Annotated in this window: 9 protein-coding genes and 8 pseudogenes; 13 read left to right on the top strand and 4 right to left on the bottom strand. The window is 54.6% G+C overall.

Annotation, left to right across the window (positions count from 1 at the left end; genetic code table 11):
* The first annotated feature begins 149 nt into the window (after positions 1 to 149).
* The 6 genes and pseudogenes from rhaB (at position 150) to JZM30_RS07880 (ending at position 5,543) form a co-directional block, all read left to right on the top strand.
* Positions 150 to 1,623 (top strand): annotated as a pseudogene (gene rhaB / locus JZM30_RS07905) (rhamnulokinase).
* Positions 1,620 to 2,513: pseudogene (locus tag JZM30_RS24675) on the top strand (L-rhamnose isomerase); the annotation flags it as partial. The pseudogenes rhaB and JZM30_RS24675, both read left to right, overlap by 4 nt.
* Positions 2,508 to 3,605: pseudogene (locus JZM30_RS24670) on the top strand (ISL3 family transposase); the annotation flags it as partial. The pseudogenes JZM30_RS24675 and JZM30_RS24670, both read left to right, overlap by 6 nt.
* A gap of 362 nt (positions 3,606 to 3,967) precedes the next feature.
* A complete protein-coding gene (locus tag JZM30_RS07890) occupies positions 3,968 to 4,810 on the top strand; it encodes a CSS-motif domain-containing protein (RefSeq protein ID WP_252318273.1) in 843 nt (280 codons plus the stop codon).
* A 63-nt stretch (positions 4,811 to 4,873) separates the two neighbouring features.
* Complete coding sequence (locus tag JZM30_RS07885) at positions 4,874 to 5,098, top strand: EAL domain-containing protein (RefSeq protein WP_252318272.1); 225 nt, start codon at positions 4,874 to 4,876, stop codon at positions 5,096 to 5,098.
* Positions 5,046 to 5,543 (top strand): EAL domain-containing protein, encoded by a 498-nt coding sequence (locus JZM30_RS07880; RefSeq protein ID WP_252318271.1) that lies wholly within the window; start codon positions 5,046 to 5,048, stop codon positions 5,541 to 5,543. The genes JZM30_RS07885 and JZM30_RS07880 overlap by 53 nt, the downstream gene beginning before the upstream one ends.
* Positions 5,544 to 5,576: 33 nt before the next feature.
* On the opposite strand, the gene JZM30_RS07875 is transcribed toward JZM30_RS07880, so the two are convergent.
* Genes JZM30_RS07875 through JZM30_RS24660 form a run of 4 tightly spaced genes read right to left on the bottom strand, consistent with a single transcriptional unit; the run spans position 5,577 to position 8,541 of the window.
* The gene (locus JZM30_RS07875; protein WP_252318270.1) at positions 5,577 to 6,392 is read right to left on the bottom strand and encodes a DeoR/GlpR family DNA-binding transcription regulator; all 816 of its coding nucleotides are present in this window, start codon (positions 6,390 to 6,392) and stop codon (positions 5,577 to 5,579) included.
* Positions 6,393 to 6,412: 20 nt separating this feature from the next.
* Positions 6,413 to 7,393 (bottom strand): D-threonate 4-phosphate dehydrogenase, encoded by a 981-nt coding sequence (locus tag JZM30_RS07870; RefSeq protein ID WP_252318269.1) that lies wholly within the window; start codon positions 7,391 to 7,393, stop codon positions 6,413 to 6,415.
* Complete coding sequence (locus tag JZM30_RS24665; protein WP_438801480.1) at positions 7,386 to 8,102, bottom strand: nucleotide-binding domain containing protein; 717 nt, start codon at positions 8,100 to 8,102, stop codon at positions 7,386 to 7,388. Before JZM30_RS24665 ends, JZM30_RS07870 begins: the two co-directional genes overlap by 8 nt.
* Complete coding sequence (locus JZM30_RS24660; protein ID WP_438801479.1) at positions 8,029 to 8,541, bottom strand: four-carbon acid sugar kinase family protein; 513 nt, start codon at positions 8,539 to 8,541, stop codon at positions 8,029 to 8,031. Before JZM30_RS24660 ends, JZM30_RS24665 begins: the two co-directional genes overlap by 74 nt.
* A gap of 230 nt (positions 8,542 to 8,771) precedes the next feature.
* Between JZM30_RS24660 and JZM30_RS07860 the strand changes: the two are divergent.
* From JZM30_RS07860 to JZM30_RS07830, 7 genes and pseudogenes are all read left to right on the top strand, one after another.
* Positions 8,772 to 9,896, top strand: a pseudogene (locus JZM30_RS07860) (iron-containing alcohol dehydrogenase).
* A 49-nt stretch (positions 9,897 to 9,945) separates the two neighbouring features.
* Positions 9,946 to 10,320 (top strand): annotated as a pseudogene (locus JZM30_RS07855) (dihydrodipicolinate synthase family protein); the annotation flags it as partial.
* A 141-nt stretch (positions 10,321 to 10,461) separates the two neighbouring features.
* Positions 10,462 to 11,876 (top strand): annotated as a pseudogene (locus tag JZM30_RS07850) (sodium:solute symporter family protein).
* A gap of 6 nt (positions 11,877 to 11,882) precedes the next feature.
* Positions 11,883 to 13,006 (top strand): annotated as a pseudogene (locus JZM30_RS07845) (sialidase family protein).
* Positions 13,007 to 13,058: 52 nt separating this feature from the next.
* Positions 13,059 to 13,535, top strand: a pseudogene (locus JZM30_RS07840) (NanQ anomerase/TabA/YiaL family protein).
* Between the two features lie 32 nt (positions 13,536 to 13,567).
* The gene (locus JZM30_RS07835; protein WP_252318268.1) at positions 13,568 to 14,257 is read left to right on the top strand and encodes an SDR family NAD(P)-dependent oxidoreductase; all 690 of its coding nucleotides are present in this window, start codon (positions 13,568 to 13,570) and stop codon (positions 14,255 to 14,257) included.
* Between the two features lie 223 nt (positions 14,258 to 14,480).
* Positions 14,481 to 15,134: a hydantoinase/oxoprolinase N-terminal domain-containing protein gene (locus JZM30_RS07830; RefSeq protein WP_252318267.1), complete on the top strand. Its 654-nt coding sequence runs from the start codon at positions 14,481 to 14,483 to the stop codon at positions 15,132 to 15,134.
* Positions 15,135 to 15,232: the final 98 nt, after the last annotated feature.

The following is a 15,232-nucleotide window of genomic DNA, read 5'->3' as shown; positions in this document are numbered from 1 at the left end:
ACGCACACTGATATCAACGAAGTGTGACGCCTTTCACGGCCAGCTTTGCCATTTTGCCAACCTGCTCTGTCCCATGGCATTCACTGGAAGGCAACGTGCTTACCGGCTCTTTACACTGCGCAACATGAATCAGTGAAAGAGGAACGGCAATGGCGGTGAAAAATATTGTCGCAGTGGATTTAGGCGCCTCCAGTGGCCGGTTCATGCTGGCAACATGGCAAGTCGAGAACAGGCAACTGGCGCTCAAAGAGATCCATCGGTTTACCAACCGCCTGGTAGAACAGGACGGGCACCATCTGTGGGATCTGGATGCGCTTGAACAGGAAATCCTCACCGGCCTGCATCGCATCACCGACAGAGGCATCCGCCCTGATAGCATCGGTATCGATAGCTGGGGCGTGGATTATGTGCTACTGGATGCCGCAGGCGAGCGCGTTGATCTGCCCTATGCCTACCGCGATCACCGCACCGATGACGTGATGGCACAAGCCATTACAGAGCTGGGTGCTGAGCATATCTATCATCTGACGGGCATTCATTTTCTGCCGTTCAATACCCTGTATCAGTTGAAAGCCTGGCTCAGCGCCAACCCCGGCGACATCGACAGCATTGCCCATTTTCTGATGATCCCGGACTATCTCCACTATCGTCTCACCGGTAGCCTCGGCTGTGAATACACCAACGCCAGCACCACACAGTTACTCAATTTGCACACCAAAAACTGGGATGCGTCGCTGCTGGCATGGCTCGATCTGCCCCGCCAGGTGGTTCAGTACCCCAGCACAACCCGGAAAAACGCTCGGTGCATGGACCTCCTCGGCAGGTGATGCCATACCGGTGATTACCGTCGCCACACATGACACTGGCCGCGCCGTAGTGGCCGCGCCGTTGACTGAAGGCGACAGCGCCTGCCTGAGCTCCGGCACCTGGTCGCTGATGGGTATTGAAAGCGATGTACCCTACCACGATACGTGTGCGCTGGCGGCGAATGTCACCAACTAAGGTGGCATTAACGGCATCTACCGCGTCCTGAAAAACATCATGGGCATGTGGTTACTACAACGCGTGGTGCTGGAGATGAACATTGCCGATTTGCCCGCATTGATTCGCGATGCCAGCACACTGCCGCCGTTCAGGCGTTTAATCAACCCGAACGACGATCGTTTTATCAATCCGCCGTCGATGTGTGAGGCCATTCGCGCTTTCTGCCGTGAGCACCAGCAGAGTGAGCCCGTTACCCAAGCCGAGTTCGCCCGCTGCATCTTTGACAGTCTGGCGCTGCTGTACCGCCGCGTCATGCTGGAGTTGGGAGAACTGCGTGGCACACCGCTACGCCAGTTGCACATTGTGGGCGGCGGGTGTCAGAACGCATTTCTCAACCAACTCTGCGCCGATGCTTGCCAGCTACCGGTATTGGCAGGCCCGGGGGAAGCCTCAACGCTCGGCAATATCGGCTGTCAGTTGATGGCGCTTGACGCCGTCGCCGATCTCACCGCTTTTCGCCAGCAACTGGCGGAAAGCTTTCCATTACAACGTTATATCCCCCGTCCTATTGATGATTTTGCCGGACACTGGCGCCGTTTTGAGGCGCTGTGCCACGCCACTGAGGAGCTTACCGTATGAATACCGCCATTGAATCGGCCTGGCAGTTGGCCAAGGCGCGCTATGCCGCGCTCAACGTTGATGTCGAGGCTGCCCTGAAACAACTGGATAACATCCCCGTCTCCATGCATTGCTGGCAGGGGGACGATGTGGTGGGCTTCGAGCAGTCCGGAGGCGCACTCACTGGTGGTATTGCCGCGACCGGCAACCATCCGGGCAAAGCGCGCACCGCCGATGAACTTCGCGCCGACCTTGAGCAGGCTTTCCGCCTGATTCCGGGGCCGAAGCGTCTGAATCTGCATGCGATTTACCTGGAATCCGATGAACCTGTCGCACGTAACGCCATCGAACCGAAACACTTTAGCCGCTGGGTGGCCTGGGCCAAAGAACAGCATTTGGGGTTGGACTTTAACCCCACCTGTTTCTCGCACCCGCTCAGCAGCGACGGCTTCACGCTCTCCCACCCTGATGAGAGCGTGCGCCGTTTCTGGATTGAACACTGTCAGGCCAGTCGCCGCATCTCAGCCTATTTTGGCCGCGAATTGTGCACACCTTCCGTGATGAACATCTGGGTGCCGGACGGCATGAAAGATCTCACCATCGATCGTCTGGCATTTCGCCAGCGACTGCTAAACGCGTTGGATGAAGTGATTGCCGAGCCCCTGGATGCACAGCACCACATTGATGCGGTTGAAAGTAAGCTGTTCGGCATCGGTGCAGAGAGCTTCACCGTGGGCTCCAATGAATTCTATCTTGGCTACGCCACCAGTCGCGGCACCGCGCTATGCCTTGATGCCGGCCACTTACATCCAACGGAAGTCATCTCCGACAAGATCTCCAGCGCCATGTTGTACGTACCGCGCCTGTTACTGCACGTCAGCCGCCCGGTACGCTGGGACAGCGATCAGTTAACCTGTCCAACCTGCGGGAAATCTTGTCCTATTCACGATCACCGACATCGTAAATGGCGCCATCTCGATACCTGTCAGTTCGCGACAATAGTCGAAGCTGATGTACCCCGTATTATGTGCCCGGAGCATGGCTACCAGACGCTGTCTGTTCCATGGGCCGGCCCCGGTAGCCGGTATACGCTGTTGTTCGAGTCGTTCGTTATCTCATGGCTGAAAATCAGCACCGTGGATGCCGTCAGGAAACAGCTGAGGCTGAGCTGGAATGCTGTCGATAATATTATGCAACGGGCGGTTAAGCGTGGACTGGCCCGTCGAAAAACACCTCAGGCCGCACGTCATCTCTGTGTTGATGAGGTCGCTTTCAAAAAGGGGCATCAGTACGTCACCGTTATCTCTGATACCCAAGGACAGGCATTGGAACTCAAAGATGATCGCGGAGTTGAAAGTCTTGCTGGCTATCTCCGGAGTCTGGGTGACCGCCAGATTGAATCCATTAAAACCCTGTCGATGGACATGAATCTATCCTATATAAGCGCAGCGCGGCTCCATCTGCCTAACGCGGTGGAGAAGATCGCGTTCGACCACTTCCATGTAGCGAAAATGCTCTGTGCCGTCGTAGATAAAACACGACAGTTGGAGATGAAAACCATCCCGTTACCGGCACGAAAAAGTGCACATCGTTCCCGTTATCTGTGGTTGTACGGTCGCCATAAACGTCATGGTCGAATAGCAGAAAGACTGGAAGCAGCGCAGATGGTTCTGCCTGATACCAGCCGTTGCTGGGCAATGAAGGCGCTGGCCCGGGAACTCTGGAACCGCCGGTATGACGAACACAGCAGGCGTCTGTGGCTGGAATGGATAGGGATGGCAAAAGACGTTGGTGTCCCGCTACTAAGCAGCGCCGCCCGGACGTTACGTAAACGACTGTACGGGATCCTGAATGCCATGAAACACAGGGTATCAAACGGTAATGCAGAGTCACTAAACAGCAAGATAAGGCTGCTGCGGATCAAGTCCAGAGGATACCGGAACAAAGAACGCTTTAAGGTGGCAGTGATGTTCCATTACGGCAGGTTAAACATGGGGTTATGAGTCTCCCACCATGATAGGGGAAGACCCTGGATATCTGTATAAAAAAACTAACACTTCAAGTAAGTTATATTAATTAAAAAATTACCCTGATTGATAATCGGCATTTATAATTATCATTCTCAGCAACGTCGATAGCATGGCAGGTTACAGAGACGGTATTCAGTGGCTTATAACAACCACCCACTGCGTTATCTTGCAACCGGTTCAACACATACAGGTTAAACATTGCATCATGCGGCAAACTGAAACACCTTTTCTCAAGCCACGGTAGACATGGTCGATAACTTCACCAGATTGGCAAGGATGCGATATCTGAATCCACATGCCGAGTTATGTTCATCACCACTGATTGGATAATAACGATGCTATCCTCCAACAATGCCGGATTATGGTTCAGATTAATCATTTTCATGCTGCTCAGCGCGGTATTGGCGCTGTTCATTGGTCAATCCTTTATTGCACAGTCAGAACAAAAGCGTTTGGTGAGCTACACGCAAGAGGTGTTAGCGCAAGGGGTCGCCGTCGCGCAAGAAAGTCGGGACACCATGCAGCGCATACTGTTATTGGGGAATGTACCCTGTTCCGATGCCAACCTGCGCGAACTACGCCTGCTATCCTTTTACGCGCTTAATCTGCGCGACGTAGGGCGCATCGAAAACGATCGTCTGATCTGCTCTGCGGGATGGGGAAGACTGAATCCCCCCATCCCGCTGTTGCCGCCCGATCTGACGACATCTACAGGCACACAGCTGTGGACCGCCATGGAAAGGCTGGTTGACCCCAGGATCACCGCCGATATCGCCAGCAACGGAGGCGTAGCGACGATCACCGCTTCGGCTGCTTTTCGCCGCTATTCACAACCTCCACAGGGATACAGCGCCACCTTAATCAATAAGAATCTCGACCATCCCTACCAAACCTTCGGTTCCCTGACACTCCCCCATAAAGAAGACTTAAGCAGATTAAAAAACGGCTGGCTCACCATGGGTACACGCCATTTTTTCACCTGCTCAAACAGCTTTGATATCTGTGTGCTGGCGCAGTTTGAGGATGCGGGTGTGATATATCGCCCGTGGTATGTGATAGCGGGCATCATTCTGATGGGGGCAGCATTAGGCGGCAGTTTCACGCTGTGTTACTCGCTTTACCGTGAAAAGCGGCGCTCCCTGCCCTGCCAACTGGAGCGGGCACTGAAGAACGATTAGCTGCGCGCCCACTACCAGCCACTGGTCAGCCTTACCACGCGCTCGCTGATTGGCGTTGAAGCCTTGGCGCGCTGGCGCAATGGCGCGGGTGAGGAAATTTCGCCAGAAGTGTTCGTGCGCGTCGCCGAAGAAAACGGCATGATCGATGAGTTAACCCGAGCCATCACCCGCTGTGCAATTCGGGACATGCGACCTTATCTGACGCAGCCATCGTCTTTTACGCTCAGCATCAACCTTGCGGTTAGCGACATCATCTCCCCCCGACTACCACCGCTTTTTGCAGCGTGAGTGCGAGCGCAACGGGGTGATGCGCGAGCGTGTGATTTTAGAACTGACAGAACGTTCTACCGCATCACCGCAAGCGCTGGAGGTTGCACTGCAATCGTTGCAGCAGCAATGGCATAAAATCGCGCTGGATGATTTTGGTACCGGCTATTCAAACCTGGATTACCAGAGCCGTTTCTCATTCAATCTGGTGAAGATAGATAAGATTTTTGTGGGTGCGATCGGCACAGATTCCGTTAACGCCGCCTTCACCGATGTGCTGTTCTCTTTGGTACAAAAACTGGATGCCAGCATCGTGGTGGAAGGGGTGGAAACGCAGGAACAGGCCGCTTATGTGGCGCGACACTGCCCGAATGCGATTGTGCAAGGGTGGTATTTTGGCCGACCGGCGAACATTGATCAGTTTGTCGAACCTGAACATTACCGCTGCCCGCCCATTGAATCATAACCTGAGCCGCGTGATGCAAAGCGGCACAAGACGTTACACCAAATGCAGTTGCACCGGCTGCGCGTGCAGCAGTTGCTGCGTCTCCGGTGCCAGCGCGCTGTCGGTAACGATGTCAGTCAGTGCCGTGAGCGGCGTAACGCAAAACAGCGAATAGGCGCCGTACTTGCTGCTGTCGGCCAGCAGCACGCGGCGGCTGGCATTCATGCCAAGATCCTGTTTCACCCCGGCTTTCTCTTCGGTTGGCGTGGTGATGCCTTTTTCCATACTCCATGAGTTGCAACTGATAAAGGCAATATCCGGGTAAATGCTGCGCAACAGGCGGCGACCATGCTCGCCAATGCAAGACTGGCTGCTGTCATCAATGCGGCCACCGATAATGGTCACTTCGATCTGTTTAAATTCCGACAAGAACAGCACAATCTGCAAATCCGCCGTAATCACACGCAGCGGCAGGTGAGTCAGGTTACGCGCCAGTTCGAGCATGGTGGTGCCCGCATCCAGCACCACGGCATCGCCCGGTTGCACCAGTGACGCCGCGTAGCGGGCAATCGCCTGCTTCTCTGCCATATTACGATGCAGCTTCTCATTGGTGGTTGGCTGCGAGGGAATAAAACGGTTGAGCGTGACGCCGCCATGGCTGCGGCTGATCACGCCCTGTTCATCAAGCTTAATGAGATCGCGGCGGATCGTCGCCGGCGAGGCGTCGATCACGGCAACCAGTTCGTCTACCGTCACCAGATTATGGCTTTTTAAATAATCCATAATCTGATCGAGACGGCTCTGCCCTTTTACTCTATCTCCGCTAATGCGGAAAGCATCACTCACTGTTTGCCCCACAACGATATCCATGAGTTGAATCCCCTCCCCTGTCAGGCAAGCTGCATGGCGAGTTGAATCGAGATAGTCATGCTCTCAGACTTCGCTTTACCTGTCCAGGCGATATCAAATGCCGTACCGTGATCGGCCGAGGTGCGAATAAACGGTAAGCCTGCGGTTAAATTCACCCCATCATAAAAGCCCAGCAGCTTGAGCGGAATATGGCCTTGATCGTGATACATCGCCACCACCATGTCATATTGCCCTTCATAGGCTTGCAGATAGACGGTATCCGGCGCACAAGGACCGTAGACCTCCAATCCTTTCGCCTTCATCGCTTCAACGGAAGGGCCGACAATGGTGATTTCTTCATCGCCGAACAAGCCGTTCTCGCCTGCATGCGGGTTAACCCCAGCGACAGCGATACGCGGTTTGGTGTAGCCCACACGTTTCAGGAAGGTATCCGCCATACCGATTACGGTTTCTACACGGTCGCGGTTTAGGGTATCCAGGAATTTGCGCAATGCAATGTGCGTTGTCACATGAATGACTTTTAGTTTTTCGGTATACAGCACCATGGCGTAATCCCGGCTGTTGGTCAGCTTCGCCAGCTGTTCGGTATGCCCAGGGTAGATGTGCCCCGCAGAGTGCATAGCTTCCTTGTTCAACGGCGCCGTCGCAATCGCCTGAACCTCCCCCGCCATCGCCAACGCAGTGGCCTTTTTAATGCAGCGGTAGGCCAGATCCCCTGCCTGGGCCTGCACCACGCCCGGGATGAGCGCTTGTGGGTCGGCCAGCGGCTCATCAATGATATTAATAATGCCGGGGGCAAAGCGCGCCTGAGCCGGTTCATCAATCACATTCAGCTCAACCTGCGGCACAATGTTCAGCGCGAGGATACGACGCAGCGTTTGCACGCAACCCACTACCACGGCAGATGCGCCAGACAATTCCCCTTCTGCCAGAGATTTAATAATAATCTCTGGACCGATACCCGCCGGGTCACCCATGGTTATTGCAATAATTTTACTCACTCACTCTCTCCTCAATAAAACGTAAAACGTGATGCAAGGTGGCTTCATCACCGAAGCCGCCTGCTTTAGTCATGACAGGGATATCGCCGACGATGCTGTCGATGAAGCGTCCCCAAGGTACACAGGACGCAAGCTGTCCTTTGATATGAAACCCGGTAGCACCGAGCGCAGCGGCCACGGCAATCGCCACGTCGCCACCGGAGAGATAGAGCCCTGCTGGACGGCACAACGTCACCGTGCAACGGGCCATTTCTCCCAGAAAATCACTGATCCGTTCGCCCAATTGCTGGCGACTGAGGCCGTGCTGTTGGCATAGCTGCGCAATCTCGTGGCGCTGTTGCTCATCGCGGCAGGTACGAATCAGACAATGTCGGCCAGCCAGCAACGCGGGACGTGGCGGCGGCGTGAAACGCAGGGCCTGAGCCAGCGCATCACTGAGGCCAGCTGCACCAACCAACAGCGGTTTCACCGGCAGCGTCTGCGCTGCCGCTACGATCAGAGCCAACGTCTGTGGCGTCTCAGCGTCAATAATCACGCCTTTGATACCGGCCTCGCGCAAATGCAGCAGCTTCGCGGCGAGAGCAAAATGATTATTTTCACTCACACTTAATGTGGCCGTGATCAATGCACTTTGCTCAGCGATACGTTCGGCAATCTCCGCACTGCGTACCGGCGTACCGGCGTACCGGCGTTTTCGGATCGCTGACAAATTCGGTTTCGGTCAGCAATATCCCATTGACCCACACTTTCCCCTCACGCGTGATACGCCCAAGCGCAGTAACAGCGTGGGCAATCAACGCCATTTCAGCGCCGCTGGCCGTCAAGGTCGCCGCGATCTCTGCGCCAAGGTTGCCGCACAGCGTGGAGTCAATCTTCTTGAATACCCATCCACTGCCGCCAGCTTCGCGCCAGCGGGTTACGGCGTGCACCACAGCGTCTTGCGCGTCCTGCGCCCGGCTGTCGGTATTGATGACCGTCACCTCATGCAAGGTTCCCGTCTTCAATGCGTCCAACTCCAGAATCACATTGACCTGTGCCTGCTGAAGAGCCAGTCCAACCCCGGCATCGTTAGCGCCGGTGAAATCATCCGCGACGACCAACACCTGGTGAGCTGTAAATTCCAGGCTGACATCTTGCCGCTGTGGCATACCCACCCCTTATTTATCGATAATGGCATAACGACGATGGTGTGTCGATTACCTGACAATGATTATATTGAATCATATTTAATTATATTCGAGCAACATCAAATTATTTAAAAGCAATCCAGCCTATAAATTACGCTAAAAAATGACGTCATTACGTCAATAAACGATCTTTAAGCACGTATTGATTGATAAAAATAACTTTCACTGCGTGAACACTGTAAAGGAACGCCATGAACATCAATAGCACTATCATCAGCGGCAGCCATGCCATTAACGATATCCGCTACCTGCTAACCTCACGCCAGCACGTTCTGTTCGTGACTGACCGCAATATCGTGCAGCAGCCCGGCGTACAGGCCCTGCTCAACCAGGTCAAAGCGTGTGTGCCAGCTATCACCCTTGCCGCCGGATCCGAGCCAGCACGATGTCGCTCATATTCTGGAAGCGCTGCCCAATGCTCGCACTGAGCTAGTGATTGGCGTAGGCGGCGGCAGCGTATTGGACGTGGCCAAGCTGCTGTCCTGCTGTGTGTCGGCGATAACGCAGTCTCTCTTGACACCTTGCTGGCTGGTGAAAAACCGACGCACCGCAACGCCTCCTTATTGATCCCAACGACGGCGGGCACTGGCTCCGAAGCCACGCCAAACGCCATTCTGGCGATCCCAGAGAAAGCCACCAAGGTGGGTATCATCACACCGGTAATGCTGCCGGACTATGTCGCCCTGGTGCCGGAACTGACCACCAGCATGCCGTCTCACATTGCGGCGTCCACCGGTATCGATGCGCTGTGCCACCTGATCGAATGCTTCACCGCGACTATCGCCAACCCAGTGGGCGATAACTACGCGCTGATCGGTTTGAAAAAGCTGTTTGCCAATATCGAACTGTCCATCCGTGAACCCGAGAATCTGGAAGCGCGACTGAACATGCTGTGGGCTTCCTACTACGGCGGTGCCGCGATTGCCCACGCGGGCACACATCTAGTGCACGCCATGTCTTACCCGTTCGGCGGCAAGTATCACATTCCACACGGCGTGGCGAATGCCATTTTGCTGGCCCCTTGCATGCGCTTTGTGCGCCCAGCGGCGGAAGAGAAATTCGCACAGGTCTATGACCTGCTGCCCGACGCCAACCTGTCGCTCTCCGTCACAGAGAAATCTCACGCGCTGGTCACCTATTTCACCGATCTGGTACAGCGCCTGGCGCTGCCCAGCTCACTGCAACAATTAGGTATCGAAAAAACGCATTTGCCCGATCTGGTCGAAGGGGCTTTGCAGGTTCAGCGTCTTATGAAAAACGTGCCCGCCACGGTGAAGGCGGACGACGTGCGCGATATTTATCTGACGCTGTTCTGATTCACAGACTTGGTGTTCTTTTTTGATTACGCAGTAACGAGGAAAAACAATGAGCAAACGTATTACCGGCGTGTTGACCGCAATCGTCACGCCCTTTGACGGTCAGGGTGAATTCAATCCAACAGCATTGCGCGCACAAATTCAGCGTCAGATGCAGTATGGCAACGGTATCTTCTGCAACGGTACCAACGGTGAATTCTTCGTACTACACACCGATGAAAAAGTCGCGGTGACCGAAACCTGCGTGGATGAAGTGGCAGGTAAGGTACCGGTGGTAGGCCATATCGGTGAAATCTCTACGCGTGAAACCATCAAGTTCGGCAAGCGTATCGCCGCGCTAAGTGTCGATGCGGTTTCGGTTATTACTCCCTATTTTATTCCGCTGAAACAAGAAGAACTGATCGCCCACTACCGTGCGGTGGCGTAAGTCGTTACCCCATCAAGTTCTCCGAACAGGATGAAGCGGCTATCCGTCGTATCGTCAGCGCATTTGCATAACAACGTTTATTACCCTGTTTGATAACAACCACCCTGCGACAACAACGACAACGATAGGTCGAAAGATATGAACCATTTTGATCTGACAGATACCCTCATCATCATCGGGATGATAGTGTTCTATATCGCGTTCACCTCCTGGCTGACGCTGAAATTACGCAGTAAACCCAGCTCCGAATTTATGGGAGGCTCGCGCGCGCTGCCCGCGTTTATCGTCGGTATTTTGCTGATGACCGAGTTTATCGGCGCAAAATCCACGGTTGGTACGGCGCAGGCCGCATTTGAAAGTGGCATCGCCGCTTCCTGGTCCGTGATCGGTGCCGCTATCGGCTTCCTGCTGTTCGGAATGATCCTGGTGAAGAAGATCTACAACACCGGTAAAGTCACCATTTCCGGTGCGATCGCCGAGAGGTACGGTACTTCCACCAAAAACATCATTTCGATCATCATGATCTATGCCCTGCTGCTGGTAAACGTGGGTAACTACGTCAGCGGTGCGGCGGCTATCTCCACCGTACTGAAAATATCTCTGCCAGTGGCAGCTTTGATCACGGCGATCGTCAGTACTTTCTACTTCTACTTAGGTGGGTTGAAAGGCGTGGCGTATGTCACCCTGATCCACAGCGGCGTGAAGTACATCGGTGTGATGATCATCCTGTACGTGGCCCTGAAAATGACCGGCGGTATTACCCCGATGGTTCAGCAGATGCCTGAGTTCTACTGGACCTGGGATGGCAACATCGGCGCGAGTACTATCTTCGCTTGGTTAATCGGTACTATCGGCTCGATTTTCTGTACCCAGTTCGTGATTCAGGCGATTTCCGCGACCAAAGATGCGGCATCCGCCAAACGCGCTACTTGGATTGCCTTACTGTTCTGTATGCCGATTGCACTGGCTATCGCCGTGATAGGTGTGACCGCGAAGTTTGTTCACCCGGAAATCAAGAGCCTGTATGCACTGCCGGTGTTCCTGCAAGACATGAACCCGTGGCTGGTCTGGTTACTACCTCGCTGGTGGCGTCCATCTTTATCAGCGTGAGTACCGTGGCACTGGCGATTGCATCTCTGATCGTAAAAGACTTCTACGTACCGTACTACAACCCGACGCCTGAAAAAGAGATGAAGATGACGCGCGTATTCTCGCTCATCATCGGTTTCCTGCCGCTGGTCTTCGTGCTGCTGGTGCCTGAAGTGCTGAAGCTGTCGTTCTTTACCCGTGCGATTCGTCTATCCATCTCTGTGGTTGCCATGATTGCCTTCTACCTGCCGTTCTTTAACAGCGCTCGCGGTGCCAATGCCAGCCTGATTGCTGCCTGCGTGGTGACATCGGTATGGTATGTGATTGGTAACCCGTTCGGCATCGATAACATGTATGTTGCACTGGCAACCCCAGCCATCGTGATGTGCCTGGATCGTCTGATTCCGAACAAGAACGCACCACGGCCAGAAAAGAAAACATCCGTTACTCAAACAGGAGCCTAATTCGTCATGACGACTGAAACCATCACCGTAGAGCGTACCGGCGTGATTCATCAGACCGAAGGGGATGCGCAGCGCATTGATGCCTATCTGCCTTCCGTCTGCCCTCAAAACCACGCGGCCAACCTGCTGCATTTGCCGAATGGCGATGTGATGTGCGTCTGGCTAACGGCAGCGCGCAGTGGTCACAAGCGGTTAAGTTATCGGAAGACGCCACGCGTTCCGAGCAGAACCAGGTGCTGTTTCTGGCACCAGACGGCGTGCTGTGGCTGCTGTATACCGCGCAGAAATCCGGTAATCAGGACACCGCCATTGTGCGTTATCGCCAGTCCACCGACCTGGGCTATACCTGGGGGGAAATCGGTACGTTGTTGGATCAGCCGGGCACCTTTATCCGCCAGCCGATCACCGTACTGCCTAACGGCGACTGGCTGCTGCCAGTGTTCTATTGCCGCGTAGCGCACGGTGAGAAATGGGTGGGTAACAACGATGACAGCGCAGTAAAAATCTCCAGCGACCAGGGTAAAACCTGGCAGGAATACTCAGTGCCGAACAGCACGGGCTGCGTTCACATGAACATCACGCCGCTGGCAGATGGTTCACTGCTAGCGCTGTTCCGCAGCCGCTGGGCTGACTTTATCTATCGTAGCCACTCTACGGATGGCGGTAAAACCTGGTCGGTGCCCATGCCCACCACATTGCCGAACAATAACTCCTCCATTCAGGTGACGACGCTGCAAAACGGCCATCTGGCGCTGGTGTTCAACCACATGAGCGCCACCGATGCCACCGAGCGCCGCGTGTCGTTGTATGACGAAATCGAAGATGAAGACGGCGGCAATGACGCCAAGATGCTGGAAATCACCGAAGGGCGCAGCGCCTTCTGGGGTGCACCGCGCGCCCCTATGACGCTGGCCATTTCGGAAGATGGCGGCAAGACCTGGCCGTGGCAGCGTAACATCGAAGTGGGTGACGGCTATTGTATGACCAACAACTCGCAGCAGAAGCTGAACTGAGAGTTCTCCTATCCCAGCATCAAGCAGGGGCCGGAAGGGAAATTGCATGTGGCCTTCACCTATTTCCGTCAGGCCATCAAGTACGTATGTGTCGATGAGGCATGGGTAAAAGGTTGATACATCGAGAGACACCGCAAACGCGGTGTCTCTTTTTATCAGGAGCTATACCATGATTGCAGGCAATTTGCAGCATCTGCCGTTGGCGACGCTGCCCGCGCCGCTGTTAGCGATTCTCTCCTCACCCGGCATGACGCTGGATGAACTGAACGCCAAGCCGGAAGGGAAATATCAACCGGAAGAGGCAGACTGGTTTTACAGTATTGGCACGGTATCTACCGCTCCGCAGGCAGAACGTCATACCTAATTCCACCACAACTTTCTGGATATTCAGTTGATTCTGGCTGGGGAAGAGATCATCGGTTATGGGCTGAACAGCGTGATTGGGCAACCCGCGACTGAACGTAAGCCGGATCTCTATATTTTAGACAACCCGCGGGTGCCTCATCAGATCCACTTGCGCGCCGGAGATTTCGTCACATTATACCCCGGAGAGCCGCATCAGGCGCTGTGCGCGATAGGCAATATTCCCGCACCGGTAAAAAAAGCGGTGTTTAAAGTGCCCGTCAGCTATTTTACACCGCTGTAACACCGACGAGTCTTGATACAGGGGAGCACCTTATGGCTGTCAGCGAACGCAAACATGCGCTGATTACCGGCACCAGTTCCGGTATTGGTGCTGCCATTGCCCAAACGCTATTGGATCAAGGATGGAAAGTGACGGGGCTGTCGCGTCAACCCGGCGCGCTCAAGCATCCGCAATTTATCCATCAGGCGCTGAACGTTACCAACCTCGATGCGCTGCAAGGTTATCTTGCGCACATCACCCAGGTCGATGCCGTGATTCACGCCGCAGGTATGATGAAAGCGGCCCCGTTGGGTCAACTCAACGTGGCTGACAGCGAAAAACTGTGGCGTTTGCATGTGCAGGTTGCTGAAGTGCTGGCCGATAGGCTGGTCGATAAATTGCCGAGCGGTGGACACATCATTCTGTTAGGCAGCCGCACTTCCAGCGGTGCGGCAGGGCGTAGCCAGTATGTCACGACCAAATCGGCCATGATCGGTATGGTTAGGAGTTGGGCCGCAAAGTTGGCACCGCGCGGTATCACGGTCAATATCGTAGCGCCGGGAGCCACGGAAACCCCGATGCTAAACCAACCCGGCAGACAGAGCTCACCACCAAAATTGCCCCCGATCGGGCGTTTTATCCAGCCGCAGGAAGTGGCCGATCTGGTGTGCTATCTGCTCTCTCCGTCTGCGGCTGCCATCACCGGCCAGCAGTTGGTGATGTGCGGTGGCGCATCGTTGTAGTTTCTCAACACCTACCAACCTGATTGCTGCCCCTCACAGGCTCCTCGCGGGATAACCGGTGGAGGGCGGCAAACCCCGTAGCACCCTATTGCTTATTCTGCATATGGTTAGCAAATATACTTTATTGTTTTGTCCGTTATATCGCCCGATAGTGCTTCCATCTCGTCATCTCCCCTGAGAATTGCCGTTTGCTGCGTGTTTTGACATGCGGCGCGGTGATGGTTTGGCAACAGCATTGGAACATGTTCGCGTTATGTCTGAATTACCGCTTTCCTCGCAAGATAAACCAGAGCCCATAATACGTTTGGCCGTTGATGTCGGTGGCACCTTTACCGATGTGGTATTGCTCGATGGTGAACAACGTTACACGTCAAAAACCCTGACTACCACCACTGAACCGGAGCAAGGCGTGCTGCAAGGTATCGAAGAGAACCTGAAGCTCGCAGGCCGGACACTGCACGATGTGGACCTGTTAATCCTCGGCACCACGCTTGCCACCAATGCGCTGATAGAGCGCAAAGGGGCACGCACGGCATTGATCACCACCCAGGGGTTTCGCGATCTGGTCGAAATCGGTCTCGAAGACCGCTTCGCGCAGTACGATGTTTTCCTGCAAAAACCCGCTCCGCTGGTGCCACGCTATTGGCGCTTTGGCGTCACCGAACGCATCAACACCCAGGGAGACGTGCTGCTGCCGCTCAATGAAGACGACGTAAGGCGCATTGCGCAAACGCTGCGCGAGGAAGATATCGACAGCGTTGCCGTAGTGCTGCTGCACAGCTATCGCAACCCACAGCATGAACAGCGCGTTGCCGAGCTCCTGCAACAAGAATTGCCTCACCTCGCGGTGTCGCTTTCCAGCGTGGTATGTCCGTAAATCCGTGAATACGAACGGCTCTCTACGACCTGCGCGAACGCTTACGTGCAACCACTGGTGGCAGGCTATCTGTCACGTCTTGAGCAACGATTGACCGC

This window comes from Candidatus Symbiopectobacterium endolongispinus (genome assembly GCF_018777385.1).
Classification (GTDB): Bacteria; Pseudomonadota; Gammaproteobacteria; order Enterobacterales; family Enterobacteriaceae; genus Symbiopectobacterium; species Symbiopectobacterium endolongispinus.
The sequence above is the reverse complement of the archived record's forward strand: the minus strand, read 5'-3'. Positions and strand labels throughout refer to the sequence as shown.